The following is a 17631-nucleotide window of genomic DNA, read 5'->3' as shown; positions in this document are numbered from 1 at the left end:
CACTGGGCGGGCTCTCACCTGCGACTACCGCCGGGAGATCTCGCCCCACCAGCAAACAAGATGTATTCACCATCCATACGCGAGGGTGCGCCGCACTGACAGGGGCGGTCAACACGGCTGTAACACGGGCAGCCCGCGTCACCCGGCGTTTTCGGCCTCACTTTGCATGCGCGAAACCCGTGAAGGCCGGTATCAGCGGGTCGACCTGAGCGGAAATCGGCCAAGGGCAAAGACTTCCCCACCTTTGGGCCGAAGGGGCCTGCGGATTCACCGTCCCGGAGGCGTGTGGCCCAGGAGTTCCCGGGTGATCGCGCCGGGACCGCGCAGCATCGCTCGCGCCGCGGCCTCGTCGTATCCCGCGTCGCCCAGCTGGGAGCGGGCGATCGCCTCGTAGCGGTCCCGGACCGGACCCAGTTCCGGTGTGCCGCGCTGGGGATGGCCGACCGCGTTCCAGTACCGCTCGGCGGCCGTGTGCGCGGCGACGGCACGCTCGGCCGCGCCCTGGGCGGCGAGGGCGGACGCGAGGAGGTCGAGGCCGAGGGCCAGCCCGAAACTGTCACCGATCCGCAGCTTGCCCTCCAGCATCGAGGTGGCGTGAGCGGTGGCATTTTCGGCGCGGTCCTCGAACAACGCGATGAGGGCAAGCTGGTAGTCGGCGTAGGAACGGGTCCACCACTCCCCTCGGGCCATGGACTCCCGCCGCAGTTCCTCGGCGCCCTCGCCCGCACGGTCGAGGAGTCCGCGCGCGGTCTGCGCGAAGACACGGGCCAAGCGGCACATCGCCCGAGGTGCGGTGAGACCGGGCACGGCGCCGACCTGGGCGAGGGCCGTGTCCACGACGTGCTCGGCGGCGAGCGGACGCCCGCCGAGCAGATGGGTCAGCGCGAGCAGATAGGCCGCCCGCAGCACCGCGTCGGTGTCCCCGGTCCGCTCCGCCTGACGCTCGCAGGCGCGGGCCAGCTCGCGTCCCGCCTCGTGCTCGCCGCGCAGGACTCTGACGACGCCCAGCGCCCACAGCGCCCGGTTGCGGGCCGGACCGGGCGCAGCGGACACCTGCAACGCCTCGTCGAGATACCGGGCGGCTTCGGGCAGATGACCGCAGCAGCTCCAGAAGAAGCCGAGCTGCCCTGCCATCGCCGCGGCCGCTTCGGGGTCCGTGGCCAGCAGGTGGTCCAGCGCGGTGCAGAGGTCGACGTGGGACGCGCTGATCCACCGGTACCAGTGGACCTGGTCGACTCCGAACCATGCCTGGTCGGCCCGCCGCGCCGTCCGCGCGTGATGGCGGGCGTGCCGGTCGGCGAGACGGTCGGACTCCCCCAGGGCGTCGAGCCACATCCGCCCGTACTCACGGACGGTGTCCAGCATGCGGTAGCGGTCCCGGGCGCGCGTGAGCACGGATCTGCGGACGAGCCCGGCCAGCGCCTCGTCCACTCCCTCGGGAGTGAGCGGACCGCCCGCGCACACCGCGCGTGCCGCGTCGGCGTCCATGGGACCGCGGAACACCGACAGCCGCGCCCACAGCAGGCGTTCGGAGGGGGCGCACAGTTCGTGGCTCCAGCCGATGGTCGTCCGCAGCGCCTGATGCCGGCGTGGTCCGCCGCGCGGTTGGGGCGTCTCCAGGTCGAGCAACTGGGCGAGCTCGTCGCCCAGTTGGTGGATGTCACGCTCGGCCAGCTGACCCGCGGCCAGCTCGATCGCCAGCGGAATGCCTTCGAGACGCGCGCACAGCCGGGTCGCCGCCATCATGTCCGCCGTGTCCGTCAGCGGTCGCCCGGCATCCTCGGCCAGCCGTTCCATCAAGGTCAGCGCGTCGGACCCGTAGGGCAACGGGCTCAGCGCGATGCGCCGTTCACCGGGCAGGCCGAGTGGCTCCCTGCTGGTCACCAGCACGCTCAACCGCGGGCATTCGCGCAGCAGTTGGGCCGCCAGGGACCGGCACCCGGCCAGCAGGTGCTCGCAGGAGTCCAGGACGAGCAGCGGATCCTCGTCCGCCAGCCATCCGCTCAGGGCGTCGAGGGGAACGGCCGGGGTGTGGTCGGCGAAACCGAGCGCGTCGGCCACGGTGGCCACCAACAGCCGGTCGTCGGGCAGTTGCCACAGATCGGCCCACGCCGCCGCACGGCCCGTCGCCGCACGGAAGCCGTGGGCGGCCCGCAGGGCCAGCCGACTCTTCCCCACGCCTCCGGGCCCGGTCAGGGAGATCAAGGACTGCTCACGGAGGGCGTCGGAGAGGGCGGTCAACTCGCGCTCGCGGCCGACGAATCCGGGAAGAAGGGGCGGTAGGTGGTACGACACGGACACAGTGTCCCGTGCCCGGGCGCCGGGTGTGCGCCGATTCGACTCACGGTCCCTTCGAAGGGGCGAACGGGACGGCCACCGTTCAGAATCGCGGCGCCGCCGGTCGTACAAGACCTGTCTGGTAGGCGATGACGACGAGTTGGGCCCGGTCCCGGGCACCCAGTTTGGTCAGGGCCCGCTGGATGTGGCTGCGTACGGTCAGGACGCTGAGGAAGAGTTCCTCGGCGATCTCGTCGTTGGACTTGCCTCGGGCGGCGAGCGCGGTGAGCTCGCGTTCACGCGGGGTGAGGTCGTTCAGACGGTCCCGTGATGCCAGGAGGGCGCCCGGGGCGGGGGCGGTGAGGAAGCGGGTGATGAGGGCGCGGGTGGCGCCGGGCGAGAGCAGGGCCTCGCCCGCGGCGACGGTGCGGATGCCGGCCAGCAGGGCGTCGGTGGTGACGTACTTGCCGAGAAAGCCGCTGGCGCCGACCTGCAGTGCCTTGGCCACGTACTCGTCGGTCTCGAACATGGTCAGGACCAGGACCCGGGTGTCGGCCAGGTCCGGGTCCGAACAGATGGTGGCGGTGGCGGCGAGACCGTCGGTGCCCGGCATGCGGATGTCCATCAGGACGATGTCGGGGCGATGGGTACGGGCCAGCTCCACCGCCTCCTCGCCGTTGGCGGCCTCGCCCACCACCTCCATGTCGGCGCAGGAGTCGATCAGCAGCCGGAACGTGCCCCGCAACAGGGCCTGGTCGTCCACCAGCAGGACATGGATGGTCACAGGAAGGCCTCGTCCTCTTCCGGAGCCAGGGAGTGCAGCGGCAGGGCGGTGGAGACCTCGAAGCCGCCCTCCGGCCGGGGGCCCGCGAGCAGGTTTCCGCCGACGGAATGGGCCCGCTCACGCATGCCCATCAGACCGTACCCCTCGCCCGGGACCGGCCCGGGGGTGCCGCTTCCGTCGTTGGTCACCGAGATCAGCAGACGGCCGTCGCCGTACCTGAGGCGGACGCACGCACCGTTGCCCGTGCCGTGCTTGGTGACGTTGGTGAGAGCTTCCTGGATGATCCGGTACGCCGTCAGGTCCACGCCCGGGGACAGCGGCCTGGGTTCTCCCTCGGTCGTGACGGTGACCTCGACACCGGCGGACTCGCACTTCGCGATCAGCTCGGGAAGCCGGTCGAGGCCGGGGGCGGGTTCCAGGGAGTCGGTGTCGTGGTCGTCGGGCTGGCGCAGCACCCCTACCGTGGCCCGGAGTTCGAGCAGCGCCGAGGACGTGGTGGCGGTCAGCTCGCCGAGCAGCTTCTGCGCCTGTTCGGGGTGGGTGGGAGCGAGGTGGCGGGCGGTGCCGGCCTGCGCGTTGGCCACGGCCATGTGATGAGCCACGACGTCGTGGAGTTCGCGGGCGATCCGCAGCCTCTCCTCGGCGACCCGCAGCCGGGCCTCCTCCTCGCGCGTGCGCTCGGCGTACGCGGCGCGTGCCTGCACGGAGTCCGTCCAGCGCCGGCGCAGGCGCTCCCGGCTGCCGCCGACCAGGGGCAGCATCAGCCACAGCACGGGGCCGACGGTGCGCACCAGGATCGTGTCGCCCGTGGTCAGGTCCAGCATGGCGGTGGTGACCACCGCCACGATGGTCGCGGCGCCGTACACACGGGTGGTCCTGGGGTCGGTGTCGGCGGCCAGCCGATACAGGGCGATCATCAGCGGGGCGAGCAGCAGAGGCGTCAGCAGGTACCCCAGGGCCACGGTGATCACCGTGCAGACCGCGGCGACCACGAGGGCGCTGCGGGGGTGGGTGCGGGCCTTCAGCTGGGCCAGGCAGGAAACGGCTGCCAGGGACTCGGCGGGCCACGACCGGTCCGGTTGGGTGATGCCGTGCACGGCGATCGAGGAACCGAGCGTCACGCAGCCGATCAGTGCCAGGGCCATCAGGATGTCCGAGGCGATGTGCCGGTGCCTCGTGAAGCGCTCCGTGCTGGTGGTCATCTGTCTCTCCGGGTGAAGTGTCCCGACCCCATGGTGGACGACATGAGGCGCACAGCGCTGCGCGGGGCTGCCCGCGACCTGGTCACGGGCAGCCTCGCGCCGGCCGAATGAGCCCGGTCAGACGCGCGTCCGCGCCGACTCGTCCGTGGTCGGGTCCGCGTCGGAACGGCGGCCCGTGACGTCGGCCGGGCGCCGGGCGAGGGCCTCGCCCTCCACGTCGACGCGGGGCAGCCGCCGGTCCAGCCACTTCGGCAGCCACCAGGCCCGGTCGCCGAGCAGGGCGAGGACGGCGGGCACGATGGCCATGCGGACGACGAAGGCGTCCAGGAGCACGGCGGTGGCCAGTCCGAAACCGATCATCTTGATCATGGAGTCGCTCTCGCCGATGAAGCCCGCGAAGACGGCGATCATGATCAGGGCGGCGGCCACGACGACCCGGGCGCTGTGCCGGAACCCGGAGACGACCGCCTCCTTGGCGGGTTCCCCGTGGACGTACGCCTCCCGCATGCGCGACACGAGGAACACCTCGTAGTCCATGGCGAGGCCGAAGACGATACCCACGAGGAAGATCGGCATCAGGCTCATGATCGGCCCGGTCTGCTCCACTCCGAACATGCCCGCGCCGTGGCCCTGTTGGAAGACCAGGACGACCGCGCCGAGGGCGGCGAGCACCGAGAGCAGGAAGCCGAGCGCCGCCTTGAGGGGGACGAGCAGGGACCGGAAGACCACGAGGAGGAGGACGACGGCCAGGCCGACGACGGTGACGAGATAGGGCACCAGCGCCGACTGCACCTTCGCGGCGACGTCGATGTTCTGTGCGGTGGTGCCCGTGACCTGGAAGGACGCCCCGGCCGCCGACTCGATGGCCGGACGTTCGCCGCGGATGGTCTTGACCAGTGCCTTGGTCCTCTCGTCGGTCGGGCCGGTCGACGGTGTCGCGGTGAACACGGCCGTGTTCCCGGCGTCGTCGTAGCGTGGCGGCGTCACCGAGACGATGCCTCGCGTGTCGGCGATCCGGCGGCTGACCGTACTCGCGGCGGCCTTGACGTCGTCGTCTCCCTTGGCGTCCACGACGATGGTCAGCGGGCCGTTGAAGCCGGGGCCGAAGCCCTCCGCGAGGGCGTCGTAGGCACGGCGCTCGGTGGTGGAGGTCGCCTTGGCCTCGTCGCCCGGCATACCGAGTTCCAGCTGGGTCATCGGGACCGCGAGGACGCCGAGGCCCACAACTCCCAGCAGGAGAACGGGAATCGGGTGGCGCAGTACGAAGCGGGCCCAGCGGGTGCCGCGGTTGTCCCTCGCCGGCGCCCCTTCCCGCGCCCGGGACTCGGCGGGCTTCTTCCGGCGGAGCAGGCGCCCGGCCCGGCCCCCGCCGCGTGCGGCGCCGGACAGCACGGCGTTGGGCCAGAAGCCGAGCAGCGCGGGCACGACGGTCAGCGCGATGACCACACCGACGACGACCGCGCCGGCAGCGGTCAGGCCCATCTTGGTCAGCATGGGGATCCCGACGACCGACAGGCCGGCCAACGCGATGACCACGGTCAGGCCCGCGAAGACCACCGCCGACCCCGCCGTGCCGACCGCGAGGCCGACCGCTTCCTCCGGAGCGTGTCCGTTCGCGCGCTCCTCGCGGTAGCGGGAGACCACGAACAGCGCGTAGTCGATGCCGACCGCCAGCCCCAGCATCATGGCGAGGGTGCCGGTGTTCGTCGACAGACCGAGCGGGCCGGACAGGATCGTGATCGTGAGCATGCTGGCGCCGACGCCGAGTACCGCCGTCAGCAGCGGCAGTCCGGCGGCGGCCAGCGAGCCGAAGGTCACCAGCAGCACGACGGCCGCGACCGCGATGCCGACGAACTCGGCGACACCGCCGGGTCCGCCGCCGCTGTCCATGACGGAGCCGCCCTCCTCCACGGTCAGACCGGCGTCCCGGGCCTGGTCGGCGGCCTTCTCCAGCGCCGTACGGCTGGCGTCGGTGATCTCCGACGACGTGACCTTGTAGGTGACGGTCGTGTACGCGGTGGAGCCGTCGTCGCTGACCGCCTTCGTCGTGAAGGGGTCCGCGACACCGGCCACCTGGGAGCCGTCGCCGAGCGCGTCCACCACCTCCTCGATCGCCCTTCTGTGGGCGGTCGAGGTGACCTTCGATCCGTCGGGAGCGACGAACACCACCCGTGCGGTGGCTCCGTCGGCCGCTGCGCCGGGGAACCGCTCCTGCATCAGGTCGAACGCCTTCTGGGACTCGATGCCCGGCATCGAGAAGTCCTCGTCGGACGCTCCCGATGCCTGCATCGACCCCACTCCGACGGCAGCAAGGACCGCCAACCACATCAGGGCGACGTGGACACGCCGCCGGAAGGCCAGTCGGCCCAGTCGATACAGGTAAGTAGCCACGTCAGGGACTCCGCCTCTGTTCTCGCTCGTACGAGAAGCCTTTCGCGGCGGGGGGTCTCCCGTCGTCGTGCGGCTGCTGGCACTGCCGTCTGCCGCATCCGGAGGACCGTCTACTGAAACCGCGGTACGCGCGCGGGTCGCCGACTCCTGCTCGGGTATGACCCGCCGAGGGGGACGGCGGAACCGTACCCCTTTTCGATTCACCCTCTGTCCTCGCTCCAGCACTGGCCGTACACTGTCAATTCAGGGAAATACAGGCGTGATTGACTGGGGGAGCCGTCATGTCCTGGGACCATCAGGCACGTCCGGATGTTGTCGTTCCGCCCATGCCGACCGCGCCGCCGCCCGCGCCCTCGGACCCGTGGCGGGCCTTCGCGGTGGCGTTCCTGAACCTCACCGGACTCGGACTCGGGTATGCCCTCGTCCGCCGCTGGGGGCTGATGATCGCCTGCCTGGCCGCGACGGGAATCCTGCTCGTGGTGGCACTGCCCGCGGACCCGAACGGAGTCCCCGGCCCACTGGTCGTGCTGTACCTGATCCTCCTGCTGGCGACGGCCGCGCACGGCGCGTGGCTCGGCATGCGGACCCGGCTGGCGTGGCCGCCCAATCCCCTGGTCGCGGCCGTGCTGGGCGTCGTGCTGCTGGCCGTCCCCGCCGGCGGCGTCGTGCTGTACGACGACGCGCGTGACGAGGCCACCGAGCAGATGCTCCTCGACCGGTTGGATGAGGCGAACGACCTGGTCAGCTCGGGCGGCACACGCCCCTTCGAGCTGGCCGAGACGGAGTACCGCCAGGCGCTGACCATCTACCACGGGCTGACCGCCGACCACCCGGGGTCCCGAGCCGCCGCGCGAGTCCCCAACCTCCTCAAGTCCTACTACAACACCGTCGCCGCTCCCTACACGGAGGAGAACTACTGCGGGGCGATACCGCCGTTGAAGTACCTCCGTACCGTCCCGCGCACGATGGACAAGAAGACCCTCGGGTCCCTGTCCGCCTGGCCCGACGACCGGCTGGCCACCTCGCTCTACGAGTGCGCCGCGGCGTCCCTGAGCGGCCGGAGCGCGGACTGGCCCACGCAGTTCGGCGAGTTGCTGTCGACGTTCCCGGATTCCGAGCAGGCGAAGAAGGTCGAGCCGGCGATCGCCGCCGAGGTCGGCAAGGCCGTCAAGGCCGTGCGCGGCAAGGATCCCTGCGCGGCCGTCGAGCGCCTGGACTCCCTCTCCACGCAGATCCGTGGCGTGTCCGCGGAGGAGGCCGGGCTGACCGACGCCCTCGACAAGTACGCCGACCGGGCCGACCGCAGCGCGACGTCGGGCACGTACAACTGCGGGGTGGACCAGTACAAGGACGGCAGCTTCAGCGAGGCCGTCACCTCCATGAACACGTTCATCAAGGACAACCCCGGTAGCGGGAACCGGAGTCGGGCCCGGAAGATAGCCATCGCCGCCGAGGTCGCCGAGACGGTGCCCGCGGCCGGCAAGCGCCTGCCGACCACCCGATCGGGCGGGAGCATCACCGTCACGGTCAAGAATGACAGCCCCGACGACATCACCGTCCTGTACACCGGCCCTGTGACCGGCACCTTCAGCCTCAAGGCATGCGGCAGTTGCTCCACCTACTCCTCGCTGCTCACCTCTCTCGGGTCCGCCTCAAAACCGTGCGGCGACAGCGGCAAGAACTACCCGCAGAAGACCATCCGACTGCCCGCCGGCACCACCTACTTCGTCCACAAGTCCAAGACCGGCCTCGGCAAGTCCCCGGCCTCGGACACCGCCAAGCTGACGCCGGGCTACATCTACACCGAGTGCGCCTACACGACGAGCCTCGGCTACTGAGACCGCTGAGCGGGGGCGGTGTCAGACCAGCGGTGCGCCGGTCGGCGAGTCGCCGCCCTCGTGCGCCCGCCGCATCCCGGGTACGCCGTCGAGCCCACTGTCGTGCCCGCCGGAAGCCGGGATCAGTACGAGGACCTCGTCCGCCGCGCTCCACACGCGCCGCTCGGTCTTGCGCGGGCCCAGCTGGAATCCGACGTCACGGCGGGCGGTGTCGGGACCGTGGCAGCGGAGACCGATCGCGCACTCGCCGCGCTCCAGTGCCGCGGCCACGACGGTCGCGAAGGACGCCTCGCAGCCGGGCCGCACATACTCGCCCGCCGGGCGCAGGGCGAGCGCACCGCCCCGGGGAGCGAAGACTTCCTCGAACACCGGGGCCAGCACGGGGTTGTGGGAGATCTGCGCCATGAGCAGACCGGTGAGCTCGCCCCGGACGACCACGTCGGCGGCCGGGCCCAAGGGGGCGAGTGGGCGGCTGCGGTGGTCGCGCAGCTCCGCCACCACCGGCAGCGCCCGGCCCGCTTCCTCCTCCAGCGACCGCAGCACGAGGAGGGTCAACAGGGTCCGGTCGTCGGGCCGTTCTGGTCCCGTGTCCGCGTCCGGTCCCGACACCACGATGCTGTCGTAGCCGAACAGGTCGAGAGCGCGCAGTGTCTCGGCCTGGACCGGGTCGGCGAGGTGGAAGACGACGTCGAGTCGCGCGGGGTGCGCGGGCTGCTCCTCCGGCGGCGCGTTGTCCGGGCCCACGACCACGTCGAGGACGGATCCCGGCTCGACGGTCCGGCGCAGGGTGTCGACCACCAGTGGCGTACGGCGGTTCCAGCCGAGCAGCAGCGTGCGCGAGGGTCGGGCCGGGCTCGGGCCGCGGGATGCGAAGACGGTGGGATCGACGTGCTCCCGGCAGTCGGTGGACGGGAGTTCGGTGTCGTCGTGCGCGACAACGACCAGTCGGTCGGTGGGCCTGAGGACGGTCCCCGGCGGCGGCGCGAGCAGGGGCCGCCCGCCGACGCGTAACAACCCCACGACACAGGCCTCCTCGAAGCACAGTGCGGCCTTCTCGAAGGGCAGTCCCGTCAGGTCGGGGGCGTCGAGGACGTGGAACTCGGCCCCGTCGAAGTCGAGCAGGTCGCGCAGCGCGGCCGGCAGTCCAGGGCGCCGGGAGGCCTGCACCAGCAGGCGGGCCGTGGTCAGGTCGGACTCCAGGACCGTGCCGCGTGGTCCGGCCGCCAGGCGCGCGGCCGACAGGTAGCGCGGGTCGCGCACGGCGGCCACCACGGGAGGTGGCTCCTGGACGGCGGGCAGCGCCCGCAGGGCCAGGAGGACGCGTACGACCTGAAGGTCGGCGTCGGCGTCGTCCGTCGGCAGCACCAGCACCGAGCCCGCCGACGCCGGGGCCACCAGCGCGAGGGCCTGGGGATCCGTCGGCGACCCGGTACGGCATACCAGACGAGCCCGGCCGCGGACGCTCAGCGAGGCCCGCAGCCGCGCCTCCATATCGGCGGTGTCGCGGTCGGCGAGCACGGCGACCACTCCCCTGCCCCGGCCGGACCGGGCGGCGATCAACTCACCGACCACCGTGAAGACTTGGTCCGACCAGCCGAGTACGACCGCGTGCTCCCGCTCCAGCACCGTCGAACGTCCGCGCCGCAGCTCGGTCAGCCGGTCGCCGAGCCCCGTGGTGATCACGCCCACCAGGGTCGACACGCACAGCAGAGCGATCAGACCGAGGAGCGCGGACAGCAGCATGCGCACAGGCGCGCCGGTCACCCCGCCCAGGCGCAGGGTCTCCGCGCTGGTGCGCCACACGTCCGTGAGCCGCCCCGACAGGGAACGCGGGGCCTTCGGGTCCGTCCACACCAGCAGGGCGCTCACCGGTACGACCACCGCGAGACAGCACGCGCTCAGCCAGCCCAGCAGGGCACCGGTGCTGCGGGCCAGCGTGCTGTCGAAGAGGTAACGTGCCCGGTCCCCTAACTCCGTCGGCCACTGCCGCCTCGCCACATCCGCCCCCCTGCTGTCCGCCACACCGTTCCTGACGTCGAAGGGTGCGGGTCCGGCGGCCGCGACACGCCGTGGCAACCGGGGCATTCACACTTTCGGGCAGTGCCGGTTCGCGCTGGGCGGAAGGCGTTTACGGCGCGCGAAGCGGCGGTGGTTCAGGCGTCGCCTCTGCGCAGTTCCGCCAGCGTGGCCGTGGTCAGGGGGCGGGGCGTGGTGTCCGGGTCGACCAGGACCACCGTGCAACTGGCGCTGTGGATGAGGGCGGTGGTGATGCTGCCGTCGCCGAACTGCGCGGCCGGGCCGCGCGACGACCGCCCGATGGCCACGGCACGGGCGCCGACGTCGGCGGCGTGCTGGGCCAGCGCCCGACCGGCCGCGGCGTGGTCGCCGACGCTGACCAGGATCTGTCCCGTCGCCGCGACGCCCTGTGCGGCGAGGCGGTCGAGGTGCGCGATGACCGCGGCGCGGCCCTGGTCGTGGGTCTCGGTGTCGACGGCCTGTTCCTCGACCACCGCGGTCTGTTGGACGTGGACGACCTCCAGTGGGCTGCTCGTGTCGCGGGCGAGCCTGGCCGCGGCGTCGACGATGGCGGCGGCCTTCCCGTCGGAGCCGACGGCGACGATGACGAGCGGGACATCGCCCGTGGCCTGGGCGCCGACGGGAGTGAGCGACGGCGCGACGGGCTCGCTGTCAGCCGTGTTCGTCTCGGCCGCGCGCAACAGCCGATGACCGCTGGCGAGGACGGGAATGGCCAGCAGGAAGGTGCCCGCGCCGACGTAGAAGGGCACGCTCAGGTCGGTGGCGTCGGCCAACTTGCCCGCCACGTACGGCGCGAGGCCGCCGCCGATGAAGCGCAGGAAGCCGTAGGCGGAGGAGGCGACGGGGCGCTCGACGGGCGAGACGAGCATGACGGCCTGGGTGGTCAGGGTGTTGTTGACGCCGATGAAGGCACCGCTGACGATGACGGCCACGATCACCACCGTCGGTGTGGCCACGCCCGCGGCGATGACGGCCATCACGATGCTCAGGCCGACGAGATTGACGTACAGCACCGGGGCCGTGCCGAAGCGGGCCTGCAGGCGCGGGGCGAAGAACACGCTGAACGCGGCGACCAGCAGGCCCCAGCCGGTGAAGACGAGGCCGAGTCGGTGGGCGCTCAACTCCATGGGATACGGGGCGTATCCGAGCATGGTGAAGAAGCCCCAGTTGTAGAGCAGCGCCATGATGCCCATGGTCAGCAGGCCTCGGTGCTTCAGCGCCTTCAGTGGGGCCAGGGCCGAGGTGGGCTGCTCGGGCTTGGGCAGGGAGGGGACGAAGGCGAGGGTCGCGACCAGGGCGATTGCCATGAGGACGGCCACGCCGAAGAAGGGTCCCCGCCAGCTGATGGCGCCCAACTCGCCGCCGAGCAGCGGGCCCACGGCGATGCCGAGGCCGAGCGCGGTCTCGTAGAGGATGATCGCGCCGCCGAAACCGCCGCTCGCCGAGGCGACGATGACGGCGAGTGAGGTCGCGATGAAGAGCGCGTTGCCCAGGCCCCAGCCGGCCCGGAAGCCGACGATGCCGTCGATGGAGCCGCTGGCTCCGGCGAGCGCGGCGAAGACGACGATGACAGCCAGGCCTATGACGAGGGTGGGCTTGGCGCCGATCCGGCTGGAGACCCAGCCCACGAACAGCATCGCGACCGCCGTCACGATCAGGTAGCTGCTGAACAGCAGGGAGACCTGACTCGGTGTGGCGTGCAGGCTGTCGGCCAGGGCGGGCAGGATCGGGTCCACTAGGCCGATCCCCATGAACGAGATCACGCAGGCGAACGCGACGGCCCAGACGGCCTTCGGCTGCCGGAAGGGGCTGGCAGCCTTTCCATGCGGTGCGGTCATGTGCGGTTGTCTCCGGCGTCTCGAAGCGAATGGCCTTCCTGGATGGCGCGGGCCAGCGCGGGCAGAGCGACCCGCACTGCCTGCCGTTCTTCCTCGGTGAGTTCCTCGACCAGCGTTTCCAGCGCGCTCGCGCGTTCGGCGCGCCGCCGCAGGAACATCTCCTCGCCGGCGTCGGTGATCTCCACCAGCACGCCGCGGCCGTCGCTCGCGTCGGCGACACGGCGGACCAGGCCGGCACGTTCAAGCCGGGTCACGAGCTGCGTCATGTTCGGCTGGGTCGCGCGTTCGGCGCGGGCCAGATCGGTGAGCCGGTGCGGGCCCTCGCGAGCGAGTCGGCCGAGTGTCGCGGAGGCCGAGGTGCTCAGGCCGCCCGCGGTGGCGCTGTGGCGGACGTAGCGGACCATCTCCTCGAGGGCGACGATCAGGCCTTCGGCCGGTGCGACTACTTCCATAACCCGCTTATGCATAATCGCATTATGCATCTACGTGTAGTGGGAATCAATATCCGCGTCGGCGTGGGAAGCCCTACATGTCGAGGACGACGTCCGTACCGGGCCGCGCGCAGCAGATGAGGACCTGGCCCGAGTCGGGGAGTTCCAGCGGCGTCGGCGCATAGGTGACCTCGCCGGACAGCAGGGGCGTGACGCAGGTGTGGCAGACGCCGGTACGGCAGCTCCAGCGGGCCGGGACGTCGCAGGCGTCGGCGAGTTCGAGCACGCTGCGCCCGTCCTCGGGGAACGGGACGGCGATGCCGCTGCGGGCGAAGGTCACCAAGGGGCCTGTGCCGGGCGCTCCCGGAGGCTGGTGGGGAGCCCTGGCGGCCCGCGCGACGACGCCGGGGTCGATGGACGGCAGGGCGCCGAAGAGCTCGGTGTGGATACGGGCCGCGTCGAGGCCCGCCTCGACCAGGGCGTACCGCATGTCCTCCATGAAGGCGGCGGGTCCACAGACGTAGGCGGTCGCGTCGGCCGGGACGGACAGCGCGGTCAACTCGTCCTTCGTGAGGCGACCGGCGTGCGTGTGTCCCTTGCCCGGGCCGGTGTCGGCGGGCCCTTCCCACGCGCTGTAGAACACGTGCTCATGGGCGTGGGGCAGTCCGGCGAGCAGTGCATGCGCCTCCGCGGCCAGCGGGTGCTCCCCCGGACCGCGGGCGCCGTGGAGCCACCAGACCTCCCGGTCCCGGTCCTTGGTGGCGAGTTGGTGCAGCATCGCCAGGACCGGTGTAAGGCCGATGCCGGCGGAGACCAGCAGCACCGGGCCGGTGTCCTCGGTGAGGGTGAACTCCCCGCGGGGCGCGGCGACTTCGAGGCTCGCGCCCGGTCGGAGCCGGCTGGTGAGGTAGCCGCTCGCGGTGCCGTGGGGTTCGTGTTTGACGCTGATGCGGTAGCGGCCGGAGTCGGAGGTGGAGGACAGCGAGTAGTTGCGGACCGGGGCGGGGTCCGCCGCTTCGGGGAGGCGCAGGGTGAGGTACTGGCCCGCGTCGGCGGCGGGGAGCGCGGAGCCGTCGGAAGCGGAGAGGAGGATCGAGGAGACCGTCGCGCTCTCGGCGATCACGTCGGCCACGAGCAGCGACCGGAATCCGGACCAGGCGGGGCCCGTGGCCGTCGCCGTTCTCACCGTTCCCGTCACCGGTTCCCTTGCCGCGCCCGAAGCCTTCGCGAGCAGTTCGCGGAACGAGCCCTGCCAGCCGGGGCTGAGGGCGGGGATGTCCAGGGCGACGCGCAGCTTCTCGATGTTCCGGCCCGGGAGGTAGAGCAGCGCGTCGGTGTCCGCCACGCTCAGCGCGCCCGGCCCGGTCCTGGTCCGGACGATCTCGTCGCCGGCCTCGATGATCCCTTCGCGGAGGACTCTCATGTAGAAGCCGGGGCGGTGGTGGCCGACCAGGAGGGCGGGCAGTTCGGGCGCGCCGAGGCGCAGGCCGACGCGGTAGCAGGTGACGCGTGGCTGGGTGACCTCGAACTCGGCCTCGCCGATGCGGTAGCGGTCGCCGATGCAGACCTCGTCGTCGGGGAGGCCGTCGACGGTGAGGTTCTCGCCGAAGTTCCCGTACTCGAGGTCGTCGCGCCCGAAGTGGCGCTGCCAGTGCTCGTAGGACTGGATCTGGTAGACCAGCACGGCGCGTTGCTCGCCGCCGTGGCCCGCGGTGTCCCCCTGACCGTCGCCGTCGATGTTGAGGCGGCGGACCGTCGCCGGGCCGTGCACCGGGTACTTCCACACACCGGTGTGGACGGTTCGGCCCTGCCAGGCCACGTCTTTCGGCATGCCGACGTTCACCGACAACAGCGACGGCATCGCGCGCTCCTTCCTACGGTGACAGCCGGCCCGGTCGTCTCGTCGAGGTCGAGGTTGCGGTCGACGCCGTGCGGGACGACGTTCTGGCCGGGTTCCAACCGTAGTCGGACCCCGTCGAGACGCACCTCGACCTCGTCCGGTTCGAACGACACCATCCCGGAGACGCGCCGCACCTCGGTCCAGGCGTCCTCGTACGACCAGGCCGCGCGCCGGGCGCCGGCGATGTCGTAATAGCTCGCCAGGCCCTTGTACGGGCAGAACGTCTGCCCCTCGACCGCGGTCAGCGCGGACTCGTCGATATCTGCGCGCGGCACGTACCAGCGGGGCGCGAAGCCGGACTCGTACAGGACCAGCGGGACGGTGGTGTCGGCGACGACCCGGTCGCCGCCGCGGACGACGAGGTGGCGGCTGGTGCGGCGGATGTCGACGCGGTGGTAGCTGTCGGCGGCGTGGCCGACGATCCGCTCCTCCTCTTCGTAGAAGGCGTCCATCGCGCGCCAGGCGAAGGCGACGCGACTTTCCAACTCTCGTGCATGGGCGGGCAGTTCGACGTGCCGCCAGGCCGCGCGCTGCGTGCTTCGCGTACCGGCCGCGACCGTGTACCAGGACGTCGGACCCAGGTCGCGGTGGTGGGTGGTGTGCTCGGTCGGCCGCAGGGCTTCGGGGTTGATGTCGGCGAGCGGGAAGTAGGCCACCGGATAGCGGCCGGGTTCGTGGAGCAGGACGGCGTCCTCGGTGTCGGCGATCCACGCGTCGCCGAACCGGACCCGCATGCGGCGGCGCAGCGGTTCGGCGAACAGCATTCTTTCGGGCAGTGGGTCGGGGACCAGGAACCGGCCGACCGCGCCGCGAGCAAGTGGTCCTTGCTGCCAGGAGAGGCCCATCGTCTCGTTCCCTTCTGCTCGTCCGGCGGCGGGTCAGGTGAGCGGTTCGCCGCCATCGATCCGCAAAGTGACGCCGGTCAGGAAGGTGCTGGTCATGGCGTAGAGGACGGCGCCCGCGATGTCGTCGGCGGTGCCGATGCGGCGGGTCGGGTTGCGGGCGGCGATGTCGGCGAAGTAGTCCGCCTTGCCGGCCTCGCCGAGGGCGTCCCAGGCGCCGGTGTCGATGACGCCCGGGGAGACGGCGTTGACGCGTATCGGGGCGAGTTCGAGGGCGAGGGAGCGAGCCAGCACGTCGGCGGCTCCGTTGGTGATGGCCACGGCCAGGGTGCCGACCGCGATCTTCGCGGCGGCGACGCCGGAGAAGAGGGTGAAGGACCCGGACTCGGGGATGCGGGGAGACAGGTGCTTGGCCAGCATGAGCGGGCCGATCACCTTGGTGTCGAAGGAGCGCCTGACCGCGTCCCGGTCCACGTCGGCGAGCCGGCCGCGGGCGCGCGCCGAGGCGGTGGACACCACGTGGTCGATCGTCCCGAGGCGTTCGCCGAGGTCGGCGATGGAGGTCTCGTCGGTGAGGTCGACCGTCTCGGTGTCGATGTCGGGCTCACCGGCGTAGGCCTCGTCGAGTGCCTTCCGGTCGCGTCCGGCGGCGATGACATGGGCTCCGGCGTCCCGTGCGGCGACCACCACGGCACGGGCGATGCCACCGCCCCGTCCGATGACGAGCACGGTCTCGCCCTGCAGCGGACCGGTCATGACAGGTTCCTGTTCAGGAAGCCGCGGATGAGGTCGGCGGCCTGGTCGAGGTGGCTTTCGAGCAGGAAGTGGCCGCCGTCGAGGAGGTGGATCTCGGCGTGGGGCGCGTCGTCGGCGAAGGCGAGGGCGCCGGCGGGGGCGAAGATCTCGTCGTTGCGGCCCCAGACGGCCAGCACCGGGACCTCGCTCTCGCGCAGGTAGGCGTGGAGCTTCGGGTAGAGCGGCAGGTTGTTCGCGTAGTCGGCGAACAGCTTCAGCTGCACCAGGTCGTTCCCGGGGCGGGACACCGAAGCGAGGTCGTGGTGCCAGGTGTCGGGGCTGACCAGGCTCTCGTCGGCCACGCCGTGCAGGTACTGCCACCGGATGGCCTCCAGGGTGAGCGCCCCGCGCACCCCCGGCTCCGTCTGCGGGCTCTGCTCCTCCCAGTACGCCCGCACCGGCTTCCAGAACTCCTCCGCGAAGCCCGCCTCGTAGCCGTTGCCGTTCTGGCTGATGATCGCCGTGACCGCGGCCGGGTCCGCCAGCGCGAGCCGCCAGCCCACGGGGGCGCCGTAGTCCTGCACGTAGATCGCGTAGCGGCTGACTCCGAGCTGGGCCAGCAGGCCGGAGGTCAGGTCCGCCAAGGCGTCGAAGGTGTAGTCGAAGTCGTCCACGGACGGCGCGTCGGACAGGCCGAAGCCGAGGTGGTCCGGGGCGATGACGTGATAGCGGTCGGCGAGCAGCGGGATCAGGTCCCGGAACATGAACGAGCTGGTGGGGAAGCCGTGCAGCAGCACCACGACCGGCGCGTCCTGCGGTCCCGCTTCCCGGTAGAAGAGCTGCTGCCCACGAACGGTCGCGTAACGGTGGTGGATGGTCGCCATGATGCCTAACTCCTGACTTCGCCATGAGTGGTTACAGACAGGAGCCAACCACCCGGCATCTAACCTGTCAATAGAATCTCAGCGGTTACATCGCCTTCAGTCGCTCCTGATGACGATCGAGAGGTCCTGCGTGAGCTGATGGGCAGGCGCGGGGGTACGGCAGCGCGCCCACAGAGTGGGCTCGGCGATCGGAGGACTGGTCGGGATCGTGACCCTGGCTTCGAAGAATCCGTCGGCACGCGCGTCGACCGAGGTCAGCGTGTGTGCGCCGGCGGCCGTGGCGGTGGTCGGCGGGGTGCTCCGCGCCTTCCGCTCCTCCATCGAGAGGCTCAGCTTCGCGCCGCGCTCCCAGCGGATTCCGACGGACACCGCCTTGCCCGGCGCGCAGCCGGCGCCGCGGAGCGTGATCGTGCCGCCGCGCACGGTCTTGGTCGGCGTGGCGGTCAGCGACTGAGTGATGGAGGGGCGCGAG

At 71.5% G+C, this 17631-nt stretch carries 13 protein-coding genes; 1 reads left to right on the top strand and 12 read right to left on the bottom strand.

All coding sequences use genetic code 11. The features are described from left to right. Positions 1-267: 267 nt before the first annotated feature. The 4 genes from ACIQI8_RS26815 to ACIQI8_RS26800 form a co-directional block, all read right to left on the bottom strand. Positions 268-2295, bottom strand: coding sequence for an ATP-binding protein (locus ACIQI8_RS26815; protein WP_402355324.1), 2028 nt, complete (start codon positions 2293-2295; stop codon positions 268-270). A gap of 85 nt (positions 2296-2380) precedes the next feature. Next, positions 2381-3061, bottom strand: coding sequence for a response regulator (locus tag ACIQI8_RS26810; protein WP_402355322.1), 681 nt, complete (start codon positions 3059-3061; stop codon positions 2381-2383). Beyond that, positions 3058-4263, bottom strand: coding sequence for a sensor histidine kinase (locus ACIQI8_RS26805; protein WP_402355320.1), 1206 nt, complete (start codon positions 4261-4263; stop codon positions 3058-3060). Before ACIQI8_RS26805 ends, ACIQI8_RS26810 begins: the two co-directional genes overlap by 4 nt. 117 nt (positions 4264-4380) lie before the next feature. Beyond that, positions 4381-6654 carry an MMPL family transporter gene (locus ACIQI8_RS26800; RefSeq protein WP_402355318.1) on the bottom strand — a complete coding sequence of 758 codons (2274 nt, stop codon included), beginning with the start codon at positions 6652-6654 and terminating at the stop codon, positions 4381-4383. 326 nt (positions 6655-6980) lie between these two features. Here ACIQI8_RS26800 and ACIQI8_RS26795 point away from each other — a divergent pair, with 326 nt between their 5' ends. Beyond that, a complete protein-coding gene (locus tag ACIQI8_RS26795; protein ID WP_402355316.1) occupies positions 6981-8492 on the top strand; it encodes a hypothetical protein in 1512 nt (503 codons plus the stop codon). A gap of 21 nt (positions 8493-8513) precedes the next feature. Here ACIQI8_RS26795 and ACIQI8_RS26790 read toward each other — a convergent pair whose 3' ends face one another. From ACIQI8_RS26790 to ACIQI8_RS26755, 8 genes are all read right to left on the bottom strand, one after another. Next, complete coding sequence (locus tag ACIQI8_RS26790) at positions 8514-10514, bottom strand: NAD-binding lipoprotein (protein ID WP_402355314.1); 2001 nt, start codon at positions 10512-10514, stop codon at positions 8514-8516. A gap of 131 nt (positions 10515-10645) precedes the next feature. Next, positions 10646-12367, bottom strand: coding sequence for an MFS transporter (locus ACIQI8_RS26785; RefSeq protein ID WP_402355312.1), 1722 nt, complete (start codon positions 12365-12367; stop codon positions 10646-10648). Beyond that, on the bottom strand, positions 12364-12819 hold the full coding sequence (locus tag ACIQI8_RS26780; RefSeq protein ID WP_402355310.1) for a MarR family winged helix-turn-helix transcriptional regulator: 456 nt from the start codon (positions 12817-12819) through the stop codon (positions 12364-12366). The genes ACIQI8_RS26785 and ACIQI8_RS26780 overlap by 4 nt, the downstream gene beginning before the upstream one ends. Before the next feature lie 73 nt (positions 12820-12892). Next, positions 12893-14659, bottom strand: a complete 1767-nt coding sequence (locus tag ACIQI8_RS26775; protein WP_402355308.1) for an MOSC domain-containing protein — start codon at positions 14657-14659, stop codon at positions 12893-12895. Continuing rightward, the gene (locus ACIQI8_RS26770) at positions 14638-15543 is read right to left on the bottom strand and encodes a DUF427 domain-containing protein (protein WP_402355306.1); all 906 of its coding nucleotides are present in this window, start codon (positions 15541-15543) and stop codon (positions 14638-14640) included. The genes ACIQI8_RS26775 and ACIQI8_RS26770 overlap by 22 nt, the downstream gene beginning before the upstream one ends. A 33-nt stretch (positions 15544-15576) precedes the next feature. Then, positions 15577-16296: an SDR family oxidoreductase gene (locus ACIQI8_RS26765; protein WP_402355304.1), complete on the bottom strand. Its 720-nt coding sequence runs from the start codon at positions 16294-16296 to the stop codon at positions 15577-15579. Next, positions 16293-17159, bottom strand: coding sequence for an alpha/beta fold hydrolase (locus tag ACIQI8_RS26760; protein WP_402355302.1), 867 nt, complete (start codon positions 17157-17159; stop codon positions 16293-16295). The genes ACIQI8_RS26765 and ACIQI8_RS26760 overlap by 4 nt, the downstream gene beginning before the upstream one ends. Positions 17160-17255: 96 nt before the next feature. After that, a complete protein-coding gene (locus ACIQI8_RS26755) occupies positions 17256-17582 on the bottom strand; it encodes a hypothetical protein (protein ID WP_402355300.1) in 327 nt (108 codons plus the stop codon). Positions 17583-17631 lie beyond the last annotated feature (49 nt).

The sequence above is a fragment of the Streptomyces sp. NPDC092369 genome (genome assembly GCF_044755245.1).
Classification (GTDB): domain Bacteria; phylum Actinomycetota; class Actinomycetes; order Streptomycetales; family Streptomycetaceae; genus Streptomyces.
The sequence above is the reverse complement of the archived record's forward strand: the minus strand, read 5'-3'. Positions and strand labels throughout refer to the sequence as shown.

Bases quoted from the DNA above. Each gene is read 5' to 3' on its own strand.
- ACIQI8_RS26805 (WP_402355320.1), bottom strand. From the start codon at position 4,263: ATGACCACCAGCACGGAGCGCTTCACGAGGCACCGGCACATCGCCTCG.
- ACIQI8_RS26795 (WP_402355316.1), top strand. From the start codon at position 6,981: ATGCCGACCGCGCCGCCGCCCGCGCCCTCGGACCCGTGGCGGGCCTTC.
- ACIQI8_RS26785 (WP_402355312.1), bottom strand. From the start codon at position 12,367: ATGACCGCACCGCATGGAAAGGCTGCCAGCCCCTTCCGGCAGCCGAAG.
- ACIQI8_RS26780 (WP_402355310.1), bottom strand. From the start codon at position 12,819: ATGGAAGTAGTCGCACCGGCCGAAGGCCTGATCGTCGCCCTCGAGGAG.
- ACIQI8_RS26775 (WP_402355308.1), bottom strand. From the start codon at position 14,659: ATGCCGTCGCTGTTGTCGGTGAACGTCGGCATGCCGAAAGACGTGGCC.
- ACIQI8_RS26770 (WP_402355306.1), bottom strand. From the start codon at position 15,543: ATGGGCCTCTCCTGGCAGCAAGGACCACTTGCTCGCGGCGCGGTCGGC.
- ACIQI8_RS26765 (WP_402355304.1), bottom strand. From the start codon at position 16,296: ATGACCGGTCCGCTGCAGGGCGAGACCGTGCTCGTCATCGGACGGGGC.
- ACIQI8_RS26760 (WP_402355302.1), bottom strand. From the start codon at position 17,159: ATGGCGACCATCCACCACCGTTACGCGACCGTTCGTGGGCAGCAGCTC.